19 protein-coding genes are annotated in these 23,547 nt (G+C 72.0%); 11 read left to right on the forward strand and 8 right to left on the reverse strand.

Going from position 1 to position 23,547, the window contains the following annotated elements; all coding sequences use genetic code 11:
- Window positions 1-17: 17 nt before the first annotated feature.
- The gene (locus ACTT8P_RS13240; RefSeq protein WP_442831809.1) at window positions 18-1,742 is read right to left on the reverse strand and encodes a hypothetical protein; all 1,725 of its coding nucleotides are present in this window, start codon (window positions 1,740-1,742) and stop codon (window positions 18-20) included.
- A 218-nt stretch (window positions 1,743-1,960) separates the two neighbouring features.
- Between ACTT8P_RS13240 and radA the strand changes: the two genes are divergently transcribed.
- Both radA and disA read left to right on the forward strand, forming a co-directional pair.
- Window positions 1,961-3,370 (forward strand): DNA repair protein RadA, encoded by a 1,410-nt coding sequence (gene radA, locus ACTT8P_RS13245; protein ID WP_442831810.1) that lies wholly within the window; start codon window positions 1,961-1,963, stop codon window positions 3,368-3,370.
- An 81-nt stretch (window positions 3,371-3,451) separates the two neighbouring features.
- A complete protein-coding gene (gene disA / locus ACTT8P_RS13250) occupies window positions 3,452-4,576 on the forward strand; it encodes a DNA integrity scanning diadenylate cyclase DisA (protein ID WP_442831811.1) in 1,125 nt (374 codons plus the stop codon).
- A 222-nt stretch (window positions 4,577-4,798) separates the two neighbouring features.
- Here the strand turns inward: disA and ACTT8P_RS13255 are convergent, their stop codons facing one another.
- Window positions 4,799-5,683 (reverse strand): hypothetical protein, encoded by an 885-nt coding sequence (locus ACTT8P_RS13255; protein WP_442831812.1) that lies wholly within the window; start codon window positions 5,681-5,683, stop codon window positions 4,799-4,801.
- A 260-nt stretch (window positions 5,684-5,943) separates the two neighbouring features.
- On the opposite strand from ACTT8P_RS13255, the gene ACTT8P_RS13260 reads away from it, so the two are divergent.
- The 5 genes from ACTT8P_RS13260 to cseC all read left to right on the forward strand — a co-directional run bounded on the left by ACTT8P_RS13260 (window position 5,944) and on the right by cseC (window position 11,010).
- Window positions 5,944-7,047 carry an A/G-specific adenine glycosylase gene (locus tag ACTT8P_RS13260; RefSeq protein WP_442831813.1) on the forward strand — a complete coding sequence of 368 codons (1,104 nt, stop codon included), beginning with the start codon at window positions 5,944-5,946 and terminating at the stop codon, window positions 7,045-7,047.
- A 224-nt stretch (window positions 7,048-7,271) separates the two neighbouring features.
- Window positions 7,272-7,823 (forward strand): SigE family RNA polymerase sigma factor, encoded by a 552-nt coding sequence (locus ACTT8P_RS13265; protein ID WP_442831814.1) that lies wholly within the window; start codon window positions 7,272-7,274, stop codon window positions 7,821-7,823.
- Window positions 7,811-8,470: a hypothetical protein gene (locus ACTT8P_RS13270; protein ID WP_442831815.1), complete on the forward strand. Its 660-nt coding sequence runs from the start codon at window positions 7,811-7,813 to the stop codon at window positions 8,468-8,470. Before ACTT8P_RS13265 ends, ACTT8P_RS13270 begins: the two co-directional genes overlap by 13 nt.
- 27 nt (window positions 8,471-8,497) lie before the next feature.
- The gene (cseB, locus tag ACTT8P_RS13275; protein ID WP_442831816.1) at window positions 8,498-9,196 is read left to right on the forward strand and encodes a two-component system response regulator CseB; all 699 of its coding nucleotides are present in this window, start codon (window positions 8,498-8,500) and stop codon (window positions 9,194-9,196) included.
- A 122-nt stretch (window positions 9,197-9,318) separates the two neighbouring features.
- The gene (cseC, locus tag ACTT8P_RS13280) at window positions 9,319-11,010 is read left to right on the forward strand and encodes a two-component system sensor histidine kinase CseC (RefSeq protein ID WP_442831817.1); all 1,692 of its coding nucleotides are present in this window, start codon (window positions 9,319-9,321) and stop codon (window positions 11,008-11,010) included.
- Between the two features lie 135 nt (window positions 11,011-11,145).
- Here cseC and ACTT8P_RS13285 read toward each other — a convergent pair whose 3' ends face one another.
- The gene (locus ACTT8P_RS13285; RefSeq protein ID WP_442831818.1) at window positions 11,146-12,738 is read right to left on the reverse strand and encodes an MDR family MFS transporter; all 1,593 of its coding nucleotides are present in this window, start codon (window positions 12,736-12,738) and stop codon (window positions 11,146-11,148) included.
- A 145-nt stretch (window positions 12,739-12,883) separates the two neighbouring features.
- On the opposite strand from ACTT8P_RS13285, the gene ACTT8P_RS13290 reads away from it, so the two are divergent.
- Window positions 12,884-13,474 (forward strand): TetR/AcrR family transcriptional regulator, encoded by a 591-nt coding sequence (locus ACTT8P_RS13290; protein WP_442831819.1) that lies wholly within the window; start codon window positions 12,884-12,886, stop codon window positions 13,472-13,474.
- A 25-nt stretch (window positions 13,475-13,499) separates the two neighbouring features.
- Here ACTT8P_RS13290 and ACTT8P_RS13295 read toward each other — a convergent pair whose 3' ends face one another.
- Window positions 13,500-14,150 carry a M23 family metallopeptidase gene (locus ACTT8P_RS13295; protein WP_442831820.1) on the reverse strand — a complete coding sequence of 217 codons (651 nt, stop codon included), beginning with the start codon at window positions 14,148-14,150 and terminating at the stop codon, window positions 13,500-13,502.
- Window positions 14,151-14,550: 400 nt separating this feature from the next.
- On the opposite strand from ACTT8P_RS13295, the gene ACTT8P_RS13300 reads away from it, so the two are divergent.
- Window positions 14,551-14,964, forward strand: a complete 414-nt coding sequence (locus ACTT8P_RS13300) for a trypco2 family protein (protein ID WP_442831821.1) — start codon at window positions 14,551-14,553, stop codon at window positions 14,962-14,964.
- Window positions 14,961-18,191 carry an NACHT domain-containing protein gene (locus ACTT8P_RS13305; RefSeq protein ID WP_442831822.1) on the forward strand — a complete coding sequence of 1,077 codons (3,231 nt, stop codon included), beginning with the start codon at window positions 14,961-14,963 and terminating at the stop codon, window positions 18,189-18,191. The genes ACTT8P_RS13300 and ACTT8P_RS13305 overlap by 4 nt, the downstream gene beginning before the upstream one ends.
- 56 nt (window positions 18,192-18,247) lie before the next feature.
- Here the strand turns inward: ACTT8P_RS13305 and ACTT8P_RS13310 are convergent, their stop codons facing one another.
- Window positions 18,248-20,773: an ATP-dependent Clp protease ATP-binding subunit gene (locus ACTT8P_RS13310; protein ID WP_442831823.1), complete on the reverse strand. Its 2,526-nt coding sequence runs from the start codon at window positions 20,771-20,773 to the stop codon at window positions 18,248-18,250.
- 429 nt (window positions 20,774-21,202) lie between these two features.
- Between ACTT8P_RS13310 and ACTT8P_RS13315 the strand changes: the two genes are divergently transcribed.
- Window positions 21,203-21,886 carry an SCO3374 family protein gene (locus tag ACTT8P_RS13315; RefSeq protein ID WP_442831824.1) on the forward strand — a complete coding sequence of 228 codons (684 nt, stop codon included), beginning with the start codon at window positions 21,203-21,205 and terminating at the stop codon, window positions 21,884-21,886.
- A 59-nt stretch (window positions 21,887-21,945) separates the two neighbouring features.
- Here ACTT8P_RS13315 and ACTT8P_RS13320 read toward each other — a convergent pair whose 3' ends face one another.
- The 3 genes from ACTT8P_RS13320 to ACTT8P_RS13330 all read right to left on the reverse strand — a co-directional run bounded on the left by ACTT8P_RS13320 (window position 21,946) and on the right by ACTT8P_RS13330 (window position 23,483).
- On the reverse strand, window positions 21,946-22,281 hold the full coding sequence (locus ACTT8P_RS13320) for a histone-like nucleoid-structuring protein Lsr2 (RefSeq protein WP_442831825.1): 336 nt from the start codon (window positions 22,279-22,281) through the stop codon (window positions 21,946-21,948).
- A gap of 248 nt (window positions 22,282-22,529) precedes the next feature.
- On the reverse strand, window positions 22,530-23,063 hold the full coding sequence (locus ACTT8P_RS13325) for an amino-acid N-acetyltransferase (protein ID WP_442831826.1): 534 nt from the start codon (window positions 23,061-23,063) through the stop codon (window positions 22,530-22,532).
- A gap of 9 nt (window positions 23,064-23,072) precedes the next feature.
- Window positions 23,073-23,483 carry a BlaI/MecI/CopY family transcriptional regulator gene (locus tag ACTT8P_RS13330; protein WP_442831827.1) on the reverse strand — a complete coding sequence of 137 codons (411 nt, stop codon included), beginning with the start codon at window positions 23,481-23,483 and terminating at the stop codon, window positions 23,073-23,075.
- Window positions 23,484-23,547: the final 64 nt, after the last annotated feature.

Raw genomic sequence — 23,547 nt, forward strand, 5'->3', positions numbered from 1 at the left:
CGGCTACGACCCCGCCGCTACGGCGTAGCCGGGGCAGGGCCGTCGCTGCCGCCGGGCGGGGCCGACGGGCCGCCCGTGCCGGTGGGGGCCGGGTCGCCGGGCGTGGCGGCGGGGGGCGTGGGAGTCGGCGTCGCGGTCGGGGTGGGGTCGGCCGGTGCCGGGGCCGTGAAGGTGGGGTCCGGGTCGGTGGGGGACGGGAGGTCCGGCGCGCTCGGCAGGCCGGGGCGGGCCGGGCGGCCGGGCGCGGTGCCGTAGCCCTCGATGGAGACGACGGCGCCGACCGGCCCGACGGCCACCCGGGCGCTCCAGTGCCCGGCGGGCTCGCGCAGCTGATCGACGTAGACCTTGACCGTGGTGGTGGTGCCGGGGGCGAGGGTGCCGGCGGCGCGGTTCAGGTAGAGCCAGGGGGCGCCGGTGGAGGCGGACCAGCGGACCGGGGAGCGGCCGGTGGCGGTGAGGGTGATGAGGGTGGTCCCGCCGCTGCGGGCGGCCGTCACCTCCATCCGGGCGGCGCCCTCGCGGCCGGCGCCGCCGAGGACCTTCACCGAGACGCCGAAGTCGCCGGCCGGGCCGGTGGACGTGCCGGGGGCGGTGCCGGTGCTGCTGGTGTTCTCGTAGCCGCCCGTCGCCGTGTCGTCGGAGCCGTCGCCGTCGTGGGACTCGCTGGCGCTGGTGGTGCGGCCGTCCTCGGGGCCGGCGGCCGGGGCGCCCCGGTAGGCCGCCCACAGGGCGAGGACGGGGGCCGCCACGACGGTGGCGACGACGGTGGTGGTGACGGCACGGGCGCGCAGCCGCTCGCGGCGGGCGGCGCGGTCCCCGGGGTCCATCGGGAAACCCCGCCGGTCGAAGCGGGGCGCGGCGACCCGCGCGCGCGGGAGGTGCGCCGGCGCCGGACGCAGCGCCGCGCGGGGCGCGGTCAGCACCGGGAGCGCGGCGGGCGTGACGCTGGTGCCGGGCCAGCGGCCGGGGATGGCGCGCTCGGCGGTGCGGCGGCAGCGCGGGCAGTCGTCGACGTGCCGGACCAGTTCGCGGCGGAGCGGCGCGCTCAGCGCCGGCCGGCCGTCGCCGGCGAACCGGGCAACGCCCGGGCAGCCGCCGGACTCGACGACGGCGAGCGCCGCGCGGGTGCGTTCGACCTCGCATGCGGCGCCGGCGAGGAGTTCGCGGGCGGCGGGCGGGGCCAGGCCGAGGACGGCGGCGACCTCGTGGGCGGCCAGGTGGTGGCGGACGGCGAGTTCGAGCGCCTCGCGCTGCTCCGGGGTGGTGCCGGCCGCCTCCGGCCAGGCGAGCAGGGCAAGTTCGCGGCGGCGGTGCTCCTGGACGTCCTGGGAGATGCCTGGGACGGCGGGGACGGCGGGGACGGCCGGGACGGCGGACTCGGCGGGGGCGTCCGCGCGGCCCGCGGCGTGCGCGGCCTGACGTTTCTGCTGGGTCTCGGCCAGCTTGCGCAGACAGGCCCAGCGGGCCAGCGCGTACAGCCAGGCCCGGCGGTCGCCGGCGGCCTCGGGGCGCCGGTGGTGGCGGCGCTCGGCGACCGCGAGGGCGTCGGCCAGGGCGGCGGTCGCGGCGTCGTGGTCGCACAGCACGGAGAGGCAGTAGGTGAACAGGCCGTCCAGATACGGCTCGTAGGGCGTGGGCGGTCGCTGCGCCACCGTGCGCGCCGCGGAGCGGTCACGCGCTTCCCGGTGCGCCCGGTGTGCGCCGGTCGTGCGGGTCGTGGTCCCCGGACTGCTGCTGCTCATCCGGTGACCGTAGGGGGCCATGGGTGGCGCGGAGTGGCGCGTTGGCCACTTTTAACCCGTACGGGTGAAACGATCCCTCAATAGGGGACAGGAACCCTTTGTTCCGCCCTGGCGTTTTACGGCAGATGGCCGATGCGCGCCCGCCGGCGCCGGGCCGGCCGGCGGCCGGTGCCGGGCTGTCGGTGGGGCTGTCAGTGGGTGCGGTTACGGTTTCGTGCATGGCTGCCCGTACGAAGACCACCAAGGACCGTCCGTCCTACCGCTGCACGGAGTGCGGCTGGCAGACGGCCAAGTGGCTCGGTCGCTGCCCCGAGTGCCAGGCGTGGGGGACGATCGAGGAGTACGGCACGCCCGCGGTGCGCACCACGGCGCCGGGCCGGGTCACCACCTCCGCGCTGCCCATCGGCCAGGTCGACGGCCGCCAGGCCACCGCCCGCTCCACCGGCGTGCCGGAGCTGGACCGGGTGCTCGGCGGCGGACTGGTGCCGGGCGCGGTGGTGCTGCTGGCCGGCGAGCCCGGCGTCGGCAAGTCCACGCTGCTGCTCGACGTGGCGGCCAAGGCGGCCGACGACGAGCACCGGACCCTCTATGTCACCGGCGAGGAGTCGGCCAGCCAGGTCCGGCTGCGCGCCGACCGGATCGGCGCCCTCGACGACCACCTCTACCTGGCCGCGGAGACCGACCTCGCCGCCGTCCTCGGCCACCTCGACGCGGTGAAGCCGGCGCTGCTGATCCTGGACTCGGTGCAGACGGTGGCCTCCCCGGAGATCGACGGCGCCCCCGGCGGCATGGCCCAGGTGCGGGAGGTGGCGGGGGCGCTGATCCGCGCCTCCAAGGAACGCGGCATGTCCACGCTGCTGGTCGGCCATGTCACCAAGGACGGCGCGATCGCCGGACCCCGGCTGCTGGAACACCTGGTGGACGTGGTCCTCTCCTTCGAGGGCGACCGGCACGCGCGGCTGCGCCTGGTCCGCGGCGTCAAGAACCGCTACGGCGCCACCGACGAGGTCGGCTGCTTCGAGCTGTCCGACGAGGGCATCGTGGGCCTGGCCGACCCCAGCGGGCTGTTCCTGACCCGGCGGGCCGAGCCGGTGCCCGGCACCTGTCTGACCGTCACCCTGGAGGGCCGCCGCCCGCTGGTGGCCGAGGTGCAGGCGCTCACCGTCGACTCCCAGATCCCCTCCCCCCGGCGCACCACGTCCGGTCTGGAGACGTCCCGGGTGTCGATGATGCTGGCCGTCCTGGAGCAGCGCGGCCGGATCAGCGCGCTCGGCAAACGGGACATCTACTCCGCGACGGTCGGCGGCGTGAAGCTCTCCGAGCCCGCCGCCGACCTGGCCATCGCCCTCGCCCTGGCCAGCGCGGCCAGCGACACCCCGCTGCCGAAGAACCTGGTGGCAATCGGCGAGGTGGGGCTCGCGGGCGAGGTGAGACGGGTCACGGGCGTGCAGCGCAGACTCTCCGAGGCGCACCGGCTGGGCTTCACGCACGCGCTGGTACCGGGCGATCCGGGGAAGGTGCCGGCCGGTATGAAGGTCCTGGAAGTGGCGGACATAGGGGACGCGCTGCGGGTGCTTCCGCGGTCCCGTCGCCGAGAGGCCCCACGGGAGACGGAGGACCGCCGGTAGACTTTGCCCTGGTCTCGCCCGTCCGTACGAACCGAGTGCGCGAAACGGGGGCGGCCCAGAACCAGCGACCGGAGGAGTGCAGTGGCAGCCAACGACCGGGCGGCGGCTCCCGGGAAGTCCGGTGGGAGCGCCGGTTCCGATGGCCTGATGCGCGCCTCGCTGAGTGCCGTGGCACCGGGAACGGCCTTGCGGGACGGCCTGGAGCGGGTGCTCCGCGGCAACACCGGCGGACTGATCGTGCTCGGCTCCGACAAGACCGTCGAGGTGATGTGCACCGGCGGCTTCGTGCTGGACGTGGAGTTCACCGCGACGCGGCTGCGCGAGCTGTGCAAGCTCGACGGCGGCATCGTGCTCTCCTCGGACCTGTCGAAGATCCTGCGGGCCGGCGTGCAGCTGGTCCCGGATCCGACCATCCCCACCGAGGAGACCGGCACCCGGCACCGTACGGCGGACCGGGTCAGCAAGCAGGTCGGCTTCCCCGTCGTCTCCGTCTCCCAGTCCATGCGGCTGATCGCGCTCTACGTCGACGGGCAGCGCCGGGTCCTGGAGGACTCGGCGGCGATCCTGTCCCGCGCCAACCAGGCGCTGGCCACGCTGGAGCGGTACAAGCTGCGGCTCGACGAGGTGGCGGGCACGCTGTCCGCGCTGGAGATCGAGGACCTGGTCACCGTCCGGGACGTGTCCGCGGTCGCGCAGCGCCTGGAGATGGTCCGCCGGATCGCCACCGAGATCGCCGAGTACGTGGTGGAGCTGGGCACCGACGGGCGGCTGCTCGCCCTCCAGCTCGACGAGCTGATCGCGGGCGTGGAGCCGGAACGGGAGCTGGTGGTGCGGGACTACGTGCCCGAGCCGACCGCCAAGCGGTCCCGCACGGTGGACGAGGCGCTGGCCGAGCTGGACAAGCTCAGCCATGCGGAGCTGCTCGAACTGTCCACGGTGGCGCGGGCGCTGGGGTATCCGGGGTCGCCGGAGACGCTGGACTCGGCGGTGTCGCCGCGGGGGTTCCGGCTGCTGGCCAAGGTGCCGCGGCTGCCGGGGGCGATCATCGACCGGCTGGTGGAGCACTTCGGGGGGTTGCAGAAGCTGCTCGCGGCGAGTGTGGACGACCTTCAGACCGTGGACGGGGTCGGAGAGGCTCGGGCCCGCAGTGTGCGGGAGGGGCTTTCGCGGTTGGCGGAGAGCTCTATTTTGGAGCGGTACGTGTAGCCTTCGGCGGTTTGGTGCCGGGGGTGGTTGCGGGTGCCGGTGCGGTTTTGGATGCCGGTGCGGTTTCGAGTGCCGGTGCGGTTTCGAGTGCCGGTGCGGTTTCGAGTGCCGGTGCGGTTTTGGGTGCCGGTGCGGTTTTGGGTGCCGGTGCGTTGTGGTTGCTCGCGCCTTCGCGGCGGAGCCGCACATCGATACAGCCCCGCGCCCCTTTCGGGGCGCGTTTCAGCTGGCGTCCAGTACGAAGCTGGTCTGCGCTTTTGTGAAGCCCGGGGCCTTGGCTTCCACCAAGTACGTGCCGGCCTTGGCCGAACCGGCCTTGGGGGTCGCGCACTCGGGGGCGCTGGGCTTGCGGTCCCACTTCACGGTGTAGGTGATGGCGCTGCCGGCCGGGACCCGGTACTGGAGGCTCTTGGCGCCCGTCACGCAGTCGTCGGAGGACCAGAACGCGTCGTCGCCGTCGGCCTGAGTGATCGTCACCACCGCGTTCTTCGGCCCGAGATCGACCTTGCAGTCGCTGCCCGAGGTGTTGCGCGCGGTGAGTTCGAAGGTGGGGGTCTGGCCGGGCTCGTAGGTGTTGCGGACACTGCGCAGGCTCAACTGGACCGCGCCGGCCGTGCAGTCGGGCAGCGAGGTGCCGGCCGGCAGTGCGTCCCCCGAGCCGACACCGGCCGCCGTACCGCCGCCCGCGCCGCTTCCCGAGCCGGAACCGCCGCCCGCGGCACCGGAGTCACCGCCGGACTCCCCCGCGCCGGAACCCGGTCCGTCGCCCGACCCGTCGCCCGACCCGTCGCCCGAGCCGTCCTCGTCGCCTGAGCCGGAGCCGGTGCCGGTGCCGGTGCCGCCGGACTCCTCGTCCCCCGACTCGTCCCGCCCGCCCGGCGCTTGGCTGATCGCGGGTCCGGAACCCGAGGGGCCCGGTGTGATCGAGGGAGCGGGATTCTTGCCGTCGGCACCGTCGTCGTGACCACCCCCGCCGCCTCCGCCGCCCATGGTCACGATCCACGTGACCACGAGCGCCAACAGGGCGACGACGGACAGCAGTACGGCCCTCCGACGCCAGTAGATGGAGGAGGGAAGCGGCCCGACCGGATTGCGCAGAGATCCCACGGCGGAAACTGTACGAGAGATCGGTGCGTTACCTTGCGCCACCCGCCGTTCGGGGCATCAACTTTTGCGGATCATCATTCCGGAACCGTTACTGACGGAGTGTCAGTGACTGTGCGAACACGGCACGGTCACCCGCCGTGACGGTCCGGCCCGCCGGTCTTCGCGGTCGCAGCGCTTGCAGCTCTGGCCATTGCTTGACGCACGTCACCGGGTGGCGCTGCGCCCGCCGGGCCGTCCCGCCGTGGCAGGATCGGTAGGTCATGACTGCGCCCACGAAGCCCCCGCACACCGGTCCCGTCGACTCCACCGATCTCATCGACTCCGCTGATTCCGCCGACTCCGCCGACTCCGCCGACTCCGCCGACTCCGCCGATCTCGTTGATTCCGCCGGTCACGCCGATCCCGCCGGTCTCGCCGCCGCAGCCGCCGCCCCGTCGCTCGTGGCCGGTGCCGCTCCGCGTGCCGCCGGCGAGTCCGTTCCGGCCGGTGCCGGATCGCCGTTGCACGCCCCCGTCATCGACTGGTTCGACGAACACGCCCGCGACCTCCCGTGGCGGCGCCCGGAGGCCGGTGCCTGGGGCGTCATGGTCAGCGAGTTCATGCTCCAGCAGACGCCGGTCAGCCGGGTCCTGCCGGTCTACGAGCAGTGGCTGGCCCGCTGGCCGCGGCCCGCCGACCTCGCCGCCGAGCCCCCCGGGGAGGCGGTCCGCGCCTGGGGCCGGCTCGGCTACCCGCGCCGCGCCCTGCGGCTGCACGGCGCCGCCGCCGCCATAACGGAACGGCACGGCGGCGACGTACCGTCCGAGCACGCGGCGCTGCTCGCGCTGCCCGGCATCGGCGAGTACACGGCCGCCGCCGTCGCCTCGTTCGCCTACGGCCGCCGGCACGCCGTGCTGGACACCAACGTCCGCCGGGTCTTCGCCCGCGCCGTCACCGGTGTGCAGTACCCGCCGAACGCGACCACCGCCGCCGAGCGCCGGCTCGCCCGTGAGCTGCTGCCGGACGACGAGCCGACCGCCGCGCGCTGGGCCGCCGCCTCGATGGAACTGGGCGCGCTGGTGTGCACCGCGAAGAACGAGTCCTGCCACCGCTGCCCGATCGCCGCGCGGTGCGCCTGGCGGCTGGCGGGCAAGCCCGCGCACGACGGCCCGCCGCGCCGCGGCCAGACGTACGCGGGCACCGACCGCCAGGTGCGCGGCCGACTGCTGGCCGTCCTGCGGGAGGCGCACGGTCCGGTGCCGCAGGCGGCGCTCGACCGGGTGTGGCACGAGCCGGTGCAGCGGGCCCGCGCGCTGGACGGCCTGGTCGCCGACGGCCTGGTGGAACCGCTGGCCGGCGGCCGGTATCGGCTGCCACTGAGCTGAACCGCCGCGATTGCGGCGACCGCGGCGACAAACCTCCATCAACAGGACCGATCAACCCGCCCCTTTATCTCGGCCTTACTTCCGTTACACAACCGACGGACAGCCGAGTGCCAGTCGCGGCCTTCCTCGCACAGCGTCGTGACAACGCTTCCCTAGCTTCGTTTCCGTGCCCTTCAGGCACCGCAGGACCACGGAACACAACGGGGAACGGGAGGCGGTTCACCATGGCGCAGGCGCAGGCGCAGGGCGAGGTGCTGGGCTTCGAGGAGTACGTCCGTACCCGGCAGGACGCGCTGTTGCGCAGTGCCCGCCGGCTGGTCCCGGACCCGGTCGACGCCCAGGACCTGCTCCAGACGGCGCTGGCCCGGACGTACGGCCGCTGGGAGACCATCGAGGACAAGCGGCTCGCGGACGCCTATCTGCGCCGGGTCATGATCAACACGCGGACCGAGTGGTGGCGGGCGCGCAAGCTGGAGGAGGTGCCGACCGAGCAGCTCCCGGAGCCCTGCGTGGACGACGCCGCCGAGCAGCACGCCGACCGGGCCCTGCTGATGGACGTACTGAAGGTGCTCGCCCCCAAGCAGCGCAGCGTGGTCGTCCTGCGACACTGGGAGCAGATGTCCACGGAGGAGACCGCCGCCGCGCTCGGCATGTCGGCGGGCACGGTCAAGAGCACGCTGCACCGGGCGCTCGCCCGGCTCCGCGAGGAGCTGGTCGCGCGCGAGTCGGACGCACGCGCGCTGGAGCACGAGGAGCGGGAGCGGTGCGCGGCCTGAGCGGCGGCCCACGGTCCGGACCGGACCGGGTGAGTGCCAGGGCGGCGGGTCCGGCGGTGGCCGGGACCGTCGCCGTCGCCGTGCTGCTCAGCGGCTGCGCGGCGGACGGCACCGGCGCCCGGGACGAGGGGCCGGCCCGCGCCGAGTCGGCGACCGGCCCGGCGCCCGCCTCGCCGTCCGCCTCCCCGGCCAAGGCGGCCGGCCGGGTGGACGCGGTCCGCCTGGTCAAGGACGACCCGCAGGTCTCGGCGGAGGTCAAGCGGGAGCTGAAGCCGTGCGTCGCCGACGAGTACCCCGTCGACGTCAGTTACGGGGACCTGACCGGCGGCTCCGCCGAGGACATCGTCGTCAACGTCCTGACCTGCGGTGACGCGGTGGGCGTGGGCAGCTACGTGTACCGGGAGCGGAACGGCGGGTACCAGCACGTGTTCAAGGCGGAGGCGCCGCCGGTCTACGCCGAGATCGACCGTGGCGACCTGGTGGTGAGCAAGCAGGAGTACGAGAAGGACGACCCGGTGTCGAACCCGTCCGGCGAGAGCGTGATCACGTACCGCTGGACGGCCGGCCGGTTCGTGGAGAAGTACCGCACGCACAACGACTACAGCAACGCCGCCGGGACCGGTGCGTCGCCGGTGCCGGACAGCTGATCCGACTGATCCGACGGAAAGCACTTGATGACCGAGCAGACCCATGTCCTCTTCGTCGAGGACGACGACGTCATCCGCGAGGCCACCCAGCTCACCCTGGAGCGGGACGGCTTCGCGGTCACCGCGATGCCCGACGGGCTGTCGGGCCTGGCGGCGTTCCGGGCCAGACGGCCCGACATCGCGCTGCTGGACGTCATGGTCCCGGGCCTCGACGGCGTCAGCCTGTGCCGCCGCATCCGGGACGAGTCGACGGTACCGGTGATCATGCTGTCGGCGCGGGCCGACGCCATCGACGTGGTGCTGGGCCTGGAGGCGGGCGCCGACGACTACGTGACCAAGCCGTTCGACTCGGCGGTGCTGGTCGCCCGGATCCGCGCGGTGCTGCGCCGCTTCGGCCACGCGGGCGGCGACCGGCACGACGACCGGGGCGCCGCGACCGGCGGGGTGCTGACCTTCGGGGCGCTGGAGGTCGACACCGAGGGCATGGAGGTGCGCCGGGCCGGCGAGCCGGTGGCGCTGACGCCGACCGAGATGCGGCTGCTGCTCGAGTTCTCCACCGCGCCGGGCACGGTGCTCTCCCGCGACCGGCTGCTGGAACGGGTGTGGGACTACGGCTGGGGCGGGGACACCCGGGTCGTCGACGTCCATGTGCAGCGGCTGCGGACGAAGATCGGCCAGGACCGGATCGAGACGGTCCGCGGCTTCGGCTACAAACTGAAGGCCTGAGGGGCTGAGGGCGTATGCGGCGGTTCATCCGGCGCCTGCGGGCCGCGACACCGCGCCGGCGCGCGGAGGTGCGTGGGAGTGACGTGCCCACGGGCGGGCGTGGGGACGACCTGCGCACGGAGATGCGTGACGACGCGCACACGGACGGACGGCGTGACGACACGCACGCAGACGGACGGCGTGACGACACGCACGCGGACGGACGGCGTGACGACGCGCACGCGGACGGACGGCGTGACGACGCGCACGCGGACGGACGGCGTGACGACGCGCACGCGGACGGACGGCGTGGCGACGCGCACGCGGACGGGCTTACGGGACCGAAGGCCGACGGGGCGCGGAGTGCGGACGTCCGTACCGGACCGGGGCCCGCCGTCCCGCCCCGCACCCCCCTGCGCACCGTCCTGCGCGCCGCCGTGCTGCGGCGGGCCGCCATCCGTACCGGTCTGCGGTGGAAGCTGAGCGCGGCCATCGCGCTGGTCGGCGCGCTGGTCGCGGTCGCGCTCAGTCTGGTCGTGCACAACGCCGCCCGGGTGTCGATGCTGGACAACGCGCGGGACCTCGCCGACGAACGCGTCCTGGTCGCCCAGCGCAACTACGAGCTGTCGGGGCGGCTCAACTTCCCCAACGCCCAGATCGACGACCCGGGGCTGCCCGCCGAGCTGCGCGAGAAGGCCGAGCAGGGGCGCCGGGCGACCTTCGTCTCCGACCGGGCGGGCGGCGCCGCCGACATCTGGGCCGCCGTACCGCTCAAGGACGGGCATGTGATGTCGCTGCACACCGGGTTCACCGACCGCAGCTCCGACATCCTCGAAGACCTCGACCAGGCCCTGGTCATCGGCTCGATCACGGTCGTGCTGGGCGGCAGCGCGCTCGGCGTGCTCATCGGCGGTCAGCTCTCGCGCCGGCTGCGCAAGGCCGCCGCCGCCGCGAACCAGGTCGCCGCCGGCGAGACCGACGTACGGGTGCGGGACGCCATCGGCGGGGTGGTGCGGGACGAGACCGACGACCTCGCGCGGGCGGTGGACGCGATGACGGAGACGTTGCAGCAGCGGCTGGAGGCGGAGCGCCGGGTCACCGCCGACATCGCGCACGAGCTGCGCACCCCGGTGACGGGACTGCTGACCGCCGCCGAGCTGCTGCCGCCGGGCCGGCCGACCGAGCTGGTGCTGGACCGGGCCAAGGCGATGCGCACCCTGGTCGAGGACGTACTGGAGGTGGCCCGGCTGGACAGCGCCTCGGAGCGGGCCGAGTTGCAGGACATCGTGCTGGGCGAGTTCGTGGCCCGGCGGGTGGCGGCCAAGGGCGGGGACGTACGGGTGCGGGTGCTGCACGAGTCGGCGGTCACCACCGATCCGCGCCGGCTGGAGCGGGTGCTGTTCAACCTGCTCGCCAACGCCGCCCGGCACGGCCGGCCGCCGATCGAGGTCAGTGTCGAGGGCCGGGTGGTGCGGGTGCGCGATCACGGGCCGGGCTTTCCCGAGGGGCTGCTCGCCGCGGGCCCGAGCCGTTTCCGCACCGGCAGCGCGGACCGGGCCGGCCGGGGGCACGGGCTGGGGCTGACCATCGCGGCGGGACAGGCCCGGGTACTGGGCGCACGGCTGACCTTCCGCAACGTACGGCCCCCCGGGGCCCCCGACGACGCGCCCGCCGAGGGAGCCGTCGCCGTCCTGTGGCTGCCGGAACACGCACCGACGAACACCGGCAGCTACCCGATGCTCCCGGACCGAGCGGACCGAGCGGTTCGGACGGGCCGAGCGCACCGAGCGGACCGAACGGTTCGAGCGGACCGGCCGAATCAGCCGAACCGCTGACGGACCCGGCCGAATCAGCCGAACCACTGAGGTGCGGCCGAATCAGCCGAACCGCTGAGGATGCAGGCGAGGCCCCGAGACCGCGGACCACGGTCTCGGGGCCTCGCCCACGGGGTCAACGGGGGGGCGGCTGAATCAGACCGCCTCGACCGCCGGTGTCTTCAGCGCCGCGCCCTCGGCCGGGCCCTCGCCCGGCTCCTGGTCCGTCTTCGGGCCCGTCCCCTTGAGCGGGACCTCCTTGACGAACACGGCCGCGATCAGCGCCAGCACCGCCACCCCGGCGCCGAGCAGGAACGCCCCGTGGGTGCCCGCGGACACCGCGTGCTGGTACGCCTCCCGGGCCAGCTCCGGCAGCTTGGCGAGGCTGGCCGCGTCGAGCTGGGCGGACTGCTCGGTCACCTTTGAGCCCAGGTCACCGGCGCGCTCGGCCATGACGTCCTGGACGCGGTGATTGAACAGGGCGCCCATGATCGCGACGCCGAAGGAGGAGCCGAGGGTGCGGAACAGGGTGGTGGACGAGGAGGCCACGCCCATGTCCTTCATCTCCACGCTGTTCTGCGCCACCAGCATGGTGATCTGCATCAGGCAGCCCATGCCGAGACCGACGACGGCCATGTACACCCCGGAGGTGAACCGCGAGGTGTCCGTGTCCATCAGCGACAGCAGGAACAGTCCGACCGTCATCAGCGCGCCGCCGGCGATCGGGAAGATCTTGTACCGGCCGGTGTTGGTGGTCACCCGGCCCGCCACCATCGAGGTGACCAGCATCGCGCCGAGCATCGGCAGGAGCAGCAGCCCGGAGTTGGTGGCGGACGCGCCCTGCACCGACTGCTGGTAGAGCGGCAGGAAGAGCGTCGCGCCGAACATCACGAATCCGACGATGAAGCCGATGAGGGACATCAGCGTGAAGTTGCGGCTGCGGAAGATGTGCAGCGGCATGATCGGCTCGGCGGCCTTGGTCTGCCAGAACACGAACCCGACCAGGGCCGCGACCCCGATGCCGATCAGCTCCATGATCCGCGCGGAGGTCCAGGCGTACTCCGTGCCGCCCCAGGTGGTGACCAGGACGATCGCGGTGATGCCGACGGTCAGCAGCGCGGCGCCGAGATAGTCGATGCGCGCCTGGGCCCGCTTCTTCGGCAGATGCAGTACGAGACTGATGGCGACCAGCGCGATCACGCCGAGCGGCAGGTTGATGTAGAAGGACCAGCGCCAGCCCCAGTTGTCGGTGATGGTGCCGCCGACCAGCGGTCCGCCGATCATCGCCAGCGCCATGACGCCGGCCATCATGCCCTGGTACTTGCCGCGCTCGCGGGGCGGTATCAGGTCGCCGATGATCGCCATGACGCCGACCATCAGGCCGCCGGCGCCCAGGCCCTGCACCGCGCGGAAGGCGATGAGCTGGCCCATGTCCTGGGCCATGCCGCTGAGCGCCGAGCCGATCAGGAAGAGCACGATCGACGTCATGAACGTGCCCTTGCGGCCGTACAGGTCGCCGAGCTTGCCCCACAGGGGGGTGGCGGCCGCGGTGGCCAGCGTGTACGCCGTCACCACCCACGCCAGGTGTTCCAGGCCGCCGAGCTCGCCGACGATGGTCGGCATCGCGGTGCCGATGATCATGTTGTCCAGCATCGCGAGCATCATCGCGATCATGAGCGCCAGCAGGACGACCCGCACGCTCTTCGGTTGCTTCTCGCCGGTCGCCCCGGCTGTCGCTGTCTCCGCCATAACTCCCACTCCCCCAGCACCCGGGGTCTCTCCCGGGGACTTACTTGCCGCCCGGCTAGTGACTACACTTGAAGGTAGCCGCGTAACTAGCCGGGCGTCAAGTAAGTTTCTCGGGACGTGCGCGGAACGGAGGTGACATAGGAAGATGGGCGACACGATGGACGGCACCAAGCAGCAGCGACGCCGCGGGGACACCCGCCAGCGCATCCAGGACGTGGCGCTCGAGCTCTTCGCCGAGCAGGGCTACGAGAAGACCTCCCTGCGCGAGATCGCCGAGCGCCTGGACGTCACCAAGGCGGCCCTGTACTACCACTTCAAGACCAAGGAAGAGATCCTGGTCAGCATCTTCGCGGACCTCACCCAGCCCATGGAGCAGCTGATCGAGTGGGGCCTGGAGCAGCCCCGCTCGCTGGAGACGAAGCAGGAGATGGTGCGCCGCTACAGCGCGGCCCTGGCGGGCGCCGCCCCGCTGTTCCGCTTCATGCAGGAGAACCAGGCGACGGTACGGGAACTGCGCATCGGCGAGATGCTCAAGAGCCGCACGCTGAGTCTGAAGGACATCCTGGTCGACCCGGAGGCGGAGCTGACCGACCAGGTGCGCTGCGTCAGCGCGATGTTCACGCTGCACGCCGGGATGATCGTCCTCCAGGACCTCGAAGGCGACCCCGAGGCCAAGCGCAAGGCCGCGCTCGAGGTCGCCATCGATCTGATCACCCAGGCCCATCAGGGGCGCTGAGGCTCTTGTCGGCACGTGCCGCCGGTCAGACGGTCACACCCTTGGAGCGCAGGAACGCGACCGGGTCGACCGCCGAACCGTAGTTCGCGGTGGTACGGATCTCGAAGTGCAGGTGCGGGCCGCTGGAGTTGCCGGTGGAGCCGGACAGGGCTATGTGCTGGCCGGTCTTGACGACCTGGCCGACCTTCACGTCGATCCGCGACAGGTGGGCGTACTGGGAGTACGTGCCGTTGCCGTGCTTGATGACGATGGCGTTGCCGTAGGCGGGGCCGTCACCGGCGCCGTTGCCGCCGGCCTTGACGACGGTGCCGCCGTGCGCGGCCATCACCTCGGTGCCGGTGGGGACGGCGAAGTCCTGGCCGCTGTGCTTGTGCGACCACATGCCGCCGGCCTGGTTGAAGGTGGCGCTGAGGGTGTACTTCTTCACCGGGTCGACCCAGGAGGCGGCCTTCTTGGCGGCGGCCTGCTTGGCCTCGGTCTTGGCGGTGGCGGCCTTGGCCTGAGCCTCGGCCTGCGCCTGGACGGCGCCGGCGGTGCTGGAGGCCGCCGTGGTGTCGGCGGCTGCCGCGACCCCGGCTCCCAGCGCGACCGAGGCTCCCAGGCCGGCGGCCAGGACTGCGGCGCGGGTGCGAAGGGCGGTCGTACGGGAAGAGCGGGACGTGACACGCGAAGACATGCGAACCTCATGGGGACGGGGTCAGGGAAACGCCCATCCGGCGAACGGTCGCTCACCGGGCGGGCTCCACCTTGGTAACCCACCCGGCCGTACCGGCACAAAGGTGTGACCTACGACCGTATCTAGTAATTGACCCCGAAACTACCTATCTCTTGACGGGCTTCCCATTTAGGACAAAGCAGGTCACGGGGTCGGAGCTGGAGCCCTCCCGTGTGGCGGTTTGCCCGATTTCTCACTTATCGCCTGCTCCACTATTCCCCGTAGTACCGCCCGGATCGCCTGTGCGGCATGTCACCGGGGGACGTGATCGGTGACCGGCCGAATGTGACCCGGGCTACGCCGGGCAGGCGTAGCCTTGCGGTAGCTGTGAGTACGACAGGCATGCCACGGGGGGTAATGCATGGACACGGCCGGCAGCACCACGGACACCGCCGGTATTGATCTCGCCGACGCCATCGCCTCGGTCCGCGACCAGCTCGTCGAGGCGGCCACCCGGGCCACCGGAGCGCCGGTCTCCTTCGAAGTGGGACCGGTGGAGATGGAGTTCACCCTCGAACTGCGCCGCGAGAACAAGGGCGGCGGCAAGGTCCGGGCCTGGGTGGTCGAGGCCGGCGCCGACACCGCCCGCACCAGCGGCCTCACCCATCGCGTCTGCTTCACCCTCACCCCGCGCGACGCCCGTACCCGCGCCCCCTGGCTGGTCGGCCACGACGACCACGGCAGTACGGCGGGCTTCGGCGACGGCACCGGCTCCGGCCGCCCCGCTGCCCCGGTTCCCGGCCCGGTTCCCGGCCCCGCCCGTCCCGCGCAGTGATCCCCGCCGACACACCGGCCCGCCGTGCGGTCGTCGTGGTCGGGGACCGGCAGGGCAGCGGCGTGGCCCTCAACGGGCGGCTCGTCCTGACCTGCGCCCATGTCGTCGGGACCGGCACCGCCGCGCACGTCGCCCATCCCGCGCACACCGGCCAGATCCCGGCCGAGGTCGTCTGGTCCGACCCCGCCCAGGACACCGCGCTGCTCCTGACCAGCGAGGAACTCGCCTGCTCCGCCCATGTGCGGATCGGCCGCCCGGCGACCGAACAGGCCCTCCCGGACTGCGAGATCATCGGCTACCCGGACGTCCAGCGGCACACCGGCAACCGGCTGGCCACCGACCAGTTCACCGGCCGGGTGCTGCCGGCCGCCGCCGCCCCGCGCTCCGTCCTGACGTTCTCCTTCGACCGGACTCCCGCCACCGAGGGCCCACCGGACGGCCCGAGCCCACTGGCCGGTCTCTCCGGAGCCCCCGTCTTCGCCGGCGACGTGCTCCTCGGCATCGTCACGTCCATCCCCCGCGACCGGAGCCACCTGCGCGCCGAGGGCGTCCTCATCGGCGACCTGACCGCACTGCCGTACGACCTCCCCGAGACCGAGCCGATCACCCGCCACCACCCGGTCGACGGCGGCTACGAGCGGGACTACGCCCGGGCCGTCGGCATCGCGTTCCGCCGGATGCGGATCTTCGGGCTGGACGACCTGGGCCGCCGTGAGTCGGAGTGGGACCTCGACACCGCCTATCTGAGTCTGGAGGCGGCGGCCCGCACCTCCGACACCACCGCCCGGAACCTGGACACCACGACCACCCGGCAGCCGTTCTCGGTGGCCGCCCGCATCCCGCAGCGGATCGACACCCTGCTGGCAGGCCGGCCCCGGGTGCTGCTGCGCGGCGACGCGGGCGCCGGCAAGACCACCCTCGTGTGGTGGCTGGCGGCACACGCCGCCGCGGGCACCTTCGGCCCCGCCCTGGCCGGACTCAACGGCCTGGTCCCCTTCATCGTTCCGCTGCGCAACCTGCGCTCCCAGGGCGGCGCCTTCCCCTCCCCCGGCTCGCTGCCGCACGCCGCCCGCACGGTGATCGACGAGCCGCCCGCCGGCTGGGCCGGCCGGGTGCTGGAGGCCGGGCGGGCACTGCTGCTGGTGGACGGGCTGGACGAGGTGCCGGGGGCCGACCGCGAGGAGGCCCACCGCTGGCTGTCGGCGCTGCTGGCCCGCTACCCCCGTACGTCCTGCGTCGTGACGGTACGACCGCTGGCCGTGGAACCCGACTGGCTGGCCCAGGCCCGGTTCGAGGAGCTGCGGCTGCTGCCGATGCGGGACGAGGACATCCAGACGTTCGTCTCCCTGTGGCACCGCGCGGCCCGGCTGGAGGACGACGACCACGCGCTGCTCGCGGAACTGGAGCAGGATCTGTCGCGGCAGTTCCGGCACAGCTCCGCGCTGCGCGACCTGGCCCGCACACCGCTGCTGTGCGCGGTGATCTGCGCGCTGCACCGCAGGCACCAGGGGTTCCTGCCCGAGACCCGGTTCAAGCTCTACCGGTCGGCCCTGGAGATGCTCCTCGGCCACCGCGACACCCGCCGCCGGGTCGACGCGCCCGACGGCATCACCATGACCGTCGAGGAGCACCACCAGATCCTCCAGCGCGTCGCGGTGTGGCTGCTGCGCTGCGGACAGTCGGAGTTCACCCGCGACGAGGCCCGGCCACAGCTCGCCGCGGCCCTCGCCGGGATGGAGCGGGCCCGCGCCCAGGGCAGCCCGGAATCCATCCTCACCCACCTGATCAACCGCTCCGGACTGCTCCAGGAGCGCGGCGACGGCTCCTACCAGTTCATCCACCGCACCTTCCAGGACTTCCTCGCCGCCAAGGAACTCGTCGAGAGCAACTCCTTGCGCGAACTCGTCCGCAACGCCGACGACGGACTGTGGCAGGACGTCATCCTGCTGGCCGCGGGCCACTGCCGCCGCGAGATCGGCGAGCTGCTGAGGGGGCTGCTCGTCCGCTGCGACGCCCCGGACACCCCGGCGCCGCTGCGCACCCAGCTGACCGTGCTGACCGCCCTGTGCGCCCAGCACGCGGCCTGGCTGGACAGTGCCCTCCAGGAACGGATCCGCGAGCGCGTCCTCGCCCTCATGGCCGCCCTCACCCCGACCGACGTGGTCCAGGCGGCCCGGCTCGGACCGTACGTACTCCAGTTCCTGCCCCACCCCGCGACGCTGGGACCGGCCCGGAGCCGGACGATGGCCGAGCTGGTCGGCAAGGTCGGCGGCACGGAGGCCATCCCCTACGCCCGCCTGCTCGTCGCCACCCCGGGCCGGTCCAGCTCGGTACCGGTACGGCTGCTGCACTCCTGGAACAACTTCCCCGCCGAGGAGTACGCCCGCTCGGTGCTGAGCCTGATGTCGCCGGAACTGTCGGCGCCCGTGAGCACCCGGGAACAGCTGGAGCTGCTGCACCGGCTGCCGATCGGCAGACGGCTGGTGCTGAGCGGGCCCTTCACCTCGGCCGAGCTGGCCGCGGCCCGACTGCCCGGACTGCGGGCGCTGCGGCTGTCCCGGCTGCCCGCGCTGACGGACCTCGACTTCCTGCGCGTGCACGGCCGGTCGCTGGAATCCCTGGAGGTCACCGCGACCGCCTTGGCGCTGCGGGACATCTCGGCGGTGTCCGAACTGCCCGCGCTGACCTCGCTGATCCTGCGGGTGCCGCTGGAGTCCGACGCGCTGCGGCATCTGGCGAGCGTTCCGGCGCTGACCTCGCTGACCCTGGACAACTCGCAGCTCACCCGGGTGACCGAGATCCCGGTCCACCGCACGGTCACCCGGCTCGCGCTGCCGGCCCGGCGGCTGGTGGACATCGGGGGCATCGACGCCTGGGAGGCCCTGACCTCGCTCACTCTGCCGCTGCCGCTGAACACCGCGGAGTTCTGGGGCTTCGTCCGTGGCCGGGACCGGATCACCGAGGTCGACACGACCGCGCCGCCCTTCGCCGAGCTGCGGCAGCACGGCCCCATTCCCCAGGTGGCGTCGCTGCGGCTGCGGCAGGTCGCCGGCACGGACGACGTGGAGGCACTGGCGGAGGTCTTCCCCGGGCTGGAGCGCCTCACCCTGGTGGCGGCCCACGAGCACGAGCTGTCCGCCGACGGTCCGGCCCTGGCACGGCTGCGCCGGCGGCACCCGCGGCTGCGGATCAGCGTCTGGAACGCGGGCGAGGGCGGGCCCGCCTGAGAAACAGAAGAAGGGCCGGTGCTCACGCACCGGCCCTTCTTCTCACCGCGTGAGGCTTACGCCTCCTTGCTCAGGTTCGGCCCGGCGCCGCCGGCCGCCTGCTCGATCGGCGGGGCGTCGGGCAGGGCCGACTTCTCCTCGCCGCGGAAGGTGAAGGTCTGGGACTCGCCCTCGCCCTCGGTGTCCACGACCACGATGTGACCGGGGCGCAGCTCGCCGAAGAGGATCTTCTCCGACAGCGTGTCCTCGACCTCGCGCTGGATCGTGCGGCGCAGCGGACGCGCGCCCAGCACCGGGTCGTAGCCCTTCTTGGACAGCAGTTCCTTGGCGGACTGGGAGAGCTCCAGGCCCATGTCCCGGTCCTTGAGGCGCTCGTCCACCTTGCCGATCATCAGGTCGACGATCGCGAGGATGTCGGCCTGGGTCAGCTGCGGGAAGACGACCACGTCGTCGACGCGGTTGAGGAACTCGGGCCGGAAGTGCTGCTTCAGCTCGTCCGAGACCTTGTTCTTCATGCGCTCGTAGTTGGTCTTCGTGTCACCCGCGGCGGCGAAGCCGAGGTTGAAGCCCTTGGAGATGTCCCGGGTGCCGAGGTTGGTCGTCATGATGATGACCGTGTTCTTGAAGTCCACGACCCGGCCCTGGGAGTCGGTCAGCCGACCGTCCTCCAGGATCTGGAGCAGCGAGTTGAAGATGTCCGGGTGGGCCTTCTCCACCTCGTCGAACAGGACGACGGAGAACGGCTTGCGGCGCACCTTCTCGGTGAGCTGGCCGCCCTCTTCGTAGCCCACGTAACCGGGGGGCGAACCGAAGAGCCGCGAGACCGTGTGCTTCTCGCTGAACTCCGACATGTCGAGGGAGATCAGCGCGTCCTCGTCGCCGAAGAGGAACTCGGCGAGCGCCTTGGACAGCTCGGTCTTACCGACACCGGACGGGCCGGCGAAGATGAACGAGCCACCGGGGCGCTTCGGGTCCTTCAGACCGGCCCGGGTACGGCGGATCGCCTTCGAGAGCGCCTTGACGGCGTCCTTCTGGCCGATGACCCGCTTGTGCAGCTCGTCCTCCATGCGGAGCAGACGGCTGGACTCCTCCTCGGTCAGCTTGAAGACCGGGATGCCGGTCGCCGTGGCCAGGACCTCGGCGATCAGCTCGCCGTCGACCTCGGCGACGACGTCCATGTCGCCGGCCTTCCACTCCTTCTCCCGCTTGGCCTTCGCGGCGAGGAGCTGCTTCTCCTTGTCGCGCAGGGAGGCGGCCTTCTCGAAGTCCTGCGAGTCGATCGCGGACTCCTTGTCGCGGCGGACGCCGGCGATCTTCTCGTCGAACTCGCGAAGGTCCGGCGGCGCGGTCATCCGGCGGATGCGCATCCGGGAGCCGGCCTCGTCGATCAGGTCGATCGCCTTGTCGGGGAGGAACCGGTCCGAGATGTAGCGGTCGGCCAGGGTGGCCGCCTGGACCAGGGCCTCGTCCGTGATCGAGACGCGGTGGTGGGCCTCGTAGCGGTCACGGAGACCCTTGAGGATCTCGATGGTGTGCGGGAGCGAGGGCTCGGCGACCTGGATGGGCTGGAAGCGGCGCTCCAGGGCCGCGTCCTTCTCCAGGTGCTTGCGGTACTCGTCCAGCGTGGTGGCGCCGATGGTCTGGAGCTCACCGCGGGCCAGCATCGGCTTGAGGATGCTGGCGGCGTCGATCGCGCCCTCGGCGGCGCCCGCACCCACGAGGGTGTGCAGCTCGTCGATGAACAGGATGATGTCGCCGCGGGTGCGGATCTCCTTGAGCACCTTCTTCAGGCGCTCCTCGAAGTCACCGCGGTAGCGGGAGCCGGCCACCAGCGCGCCGAGGTCCAGGGTGTAGAGGTGCTTGTCCTTGAGGGTCTCGGGCACCTCGCCCTTGACGATGGCCTGGGCGAGGCCCTCGACGACGGCGGTCTTGCCGACGCCGGGCTCGCCGATCAGCACCGGGTTGTTCTTGGTACGGCGGGACAGCACCTGCATGACCCGCTCGATCTCCTTCTCGCGCCCGATGACCGGGTCGAGCTTGGACTCACGAGCGGCCTGGGTGAGGTTCCGGCCGAACTGGTCGAGGACCAGGGACGTCGAGGGGGTGCCCTCGGCAGGGCCGCCGGCGGTGGCGGTCTCCTTGCCCTGGTAACCGGAGAGCAGCTGGATCACCTGCTGCCGCACCCGGTTGAGGTCTGCGCCCAGCTTGACCAGGACCTGGGCGGCGACGCCCTCGCCCTCACGGATCAGGCCGAGCAGGATGTGCTCCGTGCCGATGTAGTTGTGGCCCAGCTGAAGGGCCTCGCGGAGCGACAGCTCCAGGACCTTCTTGGCACGGGGGGTGAAGGGGATGTGCCCGGACGGGGCCTGCTGGCCCTGGCCGATGATCTCCTCCACCTGCTGGCGGACCGCCTCGAGCGAAATCCCGAGGCTCTCAAGGGCCTTGGCGGCGACACCCTCACCCTCGTGGATCAGGCCCAGGAGGATGTGCTCGGTGCCGATGTAGTTGTGGTTGAGCATCCGGGCTTCTTCCTGAGCCAGGACGACAACCCGCCGCGCGCGGTCGGTGAACCTCTCGAACATCGTTAATCGCTCCTCAGAGCGGTCAGGCAGTAAGGGGAACTTCCCCTCCCTGTCCTTCCGCAGCTTAGTCCCGCAAGCGGGGACCGCTCATTCCAACTGCCGACACCGTCGATGGCCTCCTGACCCGCAACGCCGACATCTGCTCCAACCCGATGGTGCGAGACGATGTTCCCGCAGGCCAGGCACTTACCCCAGTCGCCAGTACGCCGATGGCGAACGCGAGCCGGCCTTTTCTGCGTGTCGCCCCCTCTCACTAGGGATGTCTTACCCGCCCCGACTGACAGTCCATGCCGCGCACACCGATTCCCTCCGCTACGGGCGAACAACCTCGTGCCTCGCCGTGCCCCTTCACGCCCCCGCGGTGGGCACTCTGTGCGTTCGCACGCACACTCACCGTGACTTGTGAGTCCTTGGGGCGGTTGCTCCGGCATGGTCGATGCCGGTGCCGAGGGGACCTGGGAGCGACGGGTCCGGTGGTGGTACGAGAGCGGGCTGGGCTGGGAGACGGCGCCGGGGACTCCGGTACGGCTGCGCACCGGCGTCCGCTTCGACGTCCTGGACGTTCCGGCCGAGGCCGGGCGGGCGGCCCTGTGGCGGCTTGGCGGGCCCGCTCCGGTGGCGCTGCGGGGCGACCGGATGCTGCTGCTGGTGGCCGCGGGCAGCGCGGAGGAACTGCCCGGGCTGCTGGAGTGGCTGGAGTGGGGGACGCTGCCGCTGGATCTGTCGGCGCGGGGGGCGGGGGAGCTTGTGGAGGCTCCTGTGCCGTGGGGGGAGAGGGGGGTGACGGGGCCGAGAGAGTCGAGGGGGGAGGGTGGGGACGGTGGGGAGGGTGGGGAGGGTGGGCAAGGCGAGGTGGGGGTTGCCGTTCCCGTCGGGGTCCCGGTGGGTGGGTCCGGGGGGTGTTGTCGGCAGGGGGCCGCCGTGTGGCTGCGGCCCCCTGTGCCGGGGGGCGAGGTCGAGGCCTCGCTGCCGACGCTGTCGGCTCCGGGGGGCGGTGGGGGCGCCCCCGGTCTCGCACCCGATCTCGTCCGGCTGGTCGACACGGTGGCGACGCACTGCCATCGCGTCCGGCTGCGGGGCGCGGGCGGGCCGCGCTCGCAGGGATGCCGGTGAGTTCGCCGCCGATGCCGTCGCCGGGGGTCCGGCGGTGGCAGGGACGGCCGTCTCGGTGATCAGCCGTTGGCCTTCTCGTACGCCTCGCGAATGGTCGCCGGGACGCGGCCGCGGTCATTGACCTCGTAACCGTTCTCCTTGGCCCAGGCGCGGATCGCCGCGGTGTCCTGGCTGCCGCCGGCAGCGGCGCGGGCCTTGCCGCGCCCGCCGGAAGCACGGCCTCCGGTGCGCCGGCCGCCCTTCACGTACGGGTCGAGAAGGCCACGGAGCTTGTCCGCATTGGCAGTCGTGAGATCGATCTCGTACGTCTTGCCGTCCAGCGCGAACGTCACGGTCTCGTCCGCCTCGCCGCCGTCGAGGTCATCGACAAGAAGGACCTGAACCTTCTGTGCCACCGGATTTCCTTTCATCGATAACTTGAGGGCTCGTCGCCCCTTGTTATATGCAGTACTGCAGTACGTCGGAAAGCAAACCGCTTTTGCCGGAAAAACACAAACCCCCGGCGGAGAGCAGTGGCTCCGCAGCGGGCCGGAAGATGCGCGTTTCGGACAAAGGGGCACGCTTGAGGGGTGGCGTGCGGAGAATAAACCTGGCGGATGTCGTGCGGACGGCAGACGGCAGACGGCAGTACCGGCGCCGACGATCACAGATGCAGAAGCATCCGGCTGTTGCCCAAGGTGTTCGGTTTCACTCGTTCGAGACCGAGGAACTCCGCGACGCCCTCATCATAGGAACGGAGCAACTCCGCGTAGACATCGGTGTCGACCGGCGTCTCGCCGATCTCCACGAAGCCGTGCTTGCCGAAGAAGTCCACTTCGAAGGTCAGACAGAAAACCCGGCGAACGCCGAGCCAGCGTGCGGTCTCCAGCAACTTCTCCAGCAACTGATGACCGACGCCCGCGCCCTTGAGGCCGGGCTTCACCGCGAGAGTCCGTACTTCCGCGAGGTCTTCCCACATGACGTGCAGGGCGCCGCAGCCGACCACCTCGGCGTTGTCGTCCCGCTCCGCGACCCAGAACTCCTGGATGTCCTCGTAAAGCGTCACCATCGCTTTGTCGAGCAGGATGCGGCCGCGTACGTAGGCGTCGAGGAGCCGGCGGACGGAGGGGACATCGCTGGTGCGGGCCCGGCGTACGGTGATGGCTTTTGCGGTGACTTCGGGGCTCACTGCTGACATGAGCGGACGCTATCGCTCATCGGGTTCGGGGGCGGCGTCGGGGTTCCGTGCGGAGTCCGGGTTCTGGGACCGCGGGTTCTGGGGCTCCGGGGTTTCAGGGCCCTGGGCGATGCGGATGGCGTCTCTCAGGGCCTGCCGCTGTTCCTCGCTCATCATGCCGAAGAAGGCGATGAGGGCGGCGGCCGGGTTGTCGCTCTGGGACCACGCGTCGTTCATCAGGGCGGCGGCGTAGGCGGCGCGGGTGGAGACGGCCTCATATCGATAGGCCCGGCCTTCGGCCTCGCGACGGACCCAGCCCTTCTGATGAAGATTGTCCAAAACGGTCATCACCGTGGTGTAGGCGATCGACCGTTCCTGCTGGAGATCTTCAAGGACTTCTCGGACGGTCACCGGGCGGTTCCACTTCCACACCCTGGTCATGACCGCGTCTTCGAGTTCTCCCAATGGGCGAGGCACGTTCAGCACACTAGTGGGAGATTCTTCC

The organism is Streptomyces sp. JW3 (assembly GCF_052216785.1).
In the GTDB taxonomy this organism is placed as follows: Bacteria; Actinomycetota; Actinomycetes; order Streptomycetales; family Streptomycetaceae; genus Streptomyces.

Bases quoted from the DNA above. Each gene is read 5' to 3' on its own strand.
- ACTT8P_RS13265 (WP_442831814.1), top strand. From the start codon at position 7,272: ATGGCGCAGGCGCAGGCGCAGGGCGAGGTGCTGGGCTTCGAGGAGTAC.
- ACTT8P_RS13290 (WP_442831819.1), top strand. From the start codon at position 12,884: ATGGGCGACACGATGGACGGCACCAAGCAGCAGCGACGCCGCGGGGAC.
- ACTT8P_RS13285 (WP_442831818.1), bottom strand. From the start codon at position 12,738: ATGGCGGAGACAGCGACAGCCGGGGCGACCGGCGAGAAGCAACCGAAG.
- ACTT8P_RS13240 (WP_442831809.1), bottom strand. From the start codon at position 1,742: ATGAGCAGCAGCAGTCCGGGGACCACGACCCGCACGACCGGCGCACAC.
- cseC (WP_442831817.1), top strand. From the start codon at position 9,319: ATGCGTGACGACGCGCACACGGACGGACGGCGTGACGACACGCACGCA.
- ACTT8P_RS13300 (WP_442831821.1), top strand. From the start codon at position 14,551: ATGGACACGGCCGGCAGCACCACGGACACCGCCGGTATTGATCTCGCC.
- cseB (WP_442831816.1), top strand. From the start codon at position 8,498: ATGACCGAGCAGACCCATGTCCTCTTCGTCGAGGACGACGACGTCATC.
- ACTT8P_RS13310 (WP_442831823.1), bottom strand. From the start codon at position 20,773: ATGTTCGAGAGGTTCACCGACCGCGCGCGGCGGGTTGTCGTCCTGGCT.
- ACTT8P_RS13325 (WP_442831826.1), bottom strand. From the start codon at position 23,063: ATGTCAGCAGTGAGCCCCGAAGTCACCGCAAAAGCCATCACCGTACGC.
- ACTT8P_RS13315 (WP_442831824.1), top strand. From the start codon at position 21,203: ATGGTCGATGCCGGTGCCGAGGGGACCTGGGAGCGACGGGTCCGGTGG.
- ACTT8P_RS13330 (WP_442831827.1), bottom strand. From the start codon at position 23,483: ATGACCAGGGTGTGGAAGTGGAACCGCCCGGTGACCGTCCGAGAAGTC.
- ACTT8P_RS13295 (WP_442831820.1), bottom strand. From the start codon at position 14,150: ATGTCTTCGCGTGTCACGTCCCGCTCTTCCCGTACGACCGCCCTTCGC.
- ACTT8P_RS13260 (WP_442831813.1), top strand. From the start codon at position 5,944: ATGACTGCGCCCACGAAGCCCCCGCACACCGGTCCCGTCGACTCCACC.
- radA (WP_442831810.1), top strand. From the start codon at position 1,961: ATGGCTGCCCGTACGAAGACCACCAAGGACCGTCCGTCCTACCGCTGC.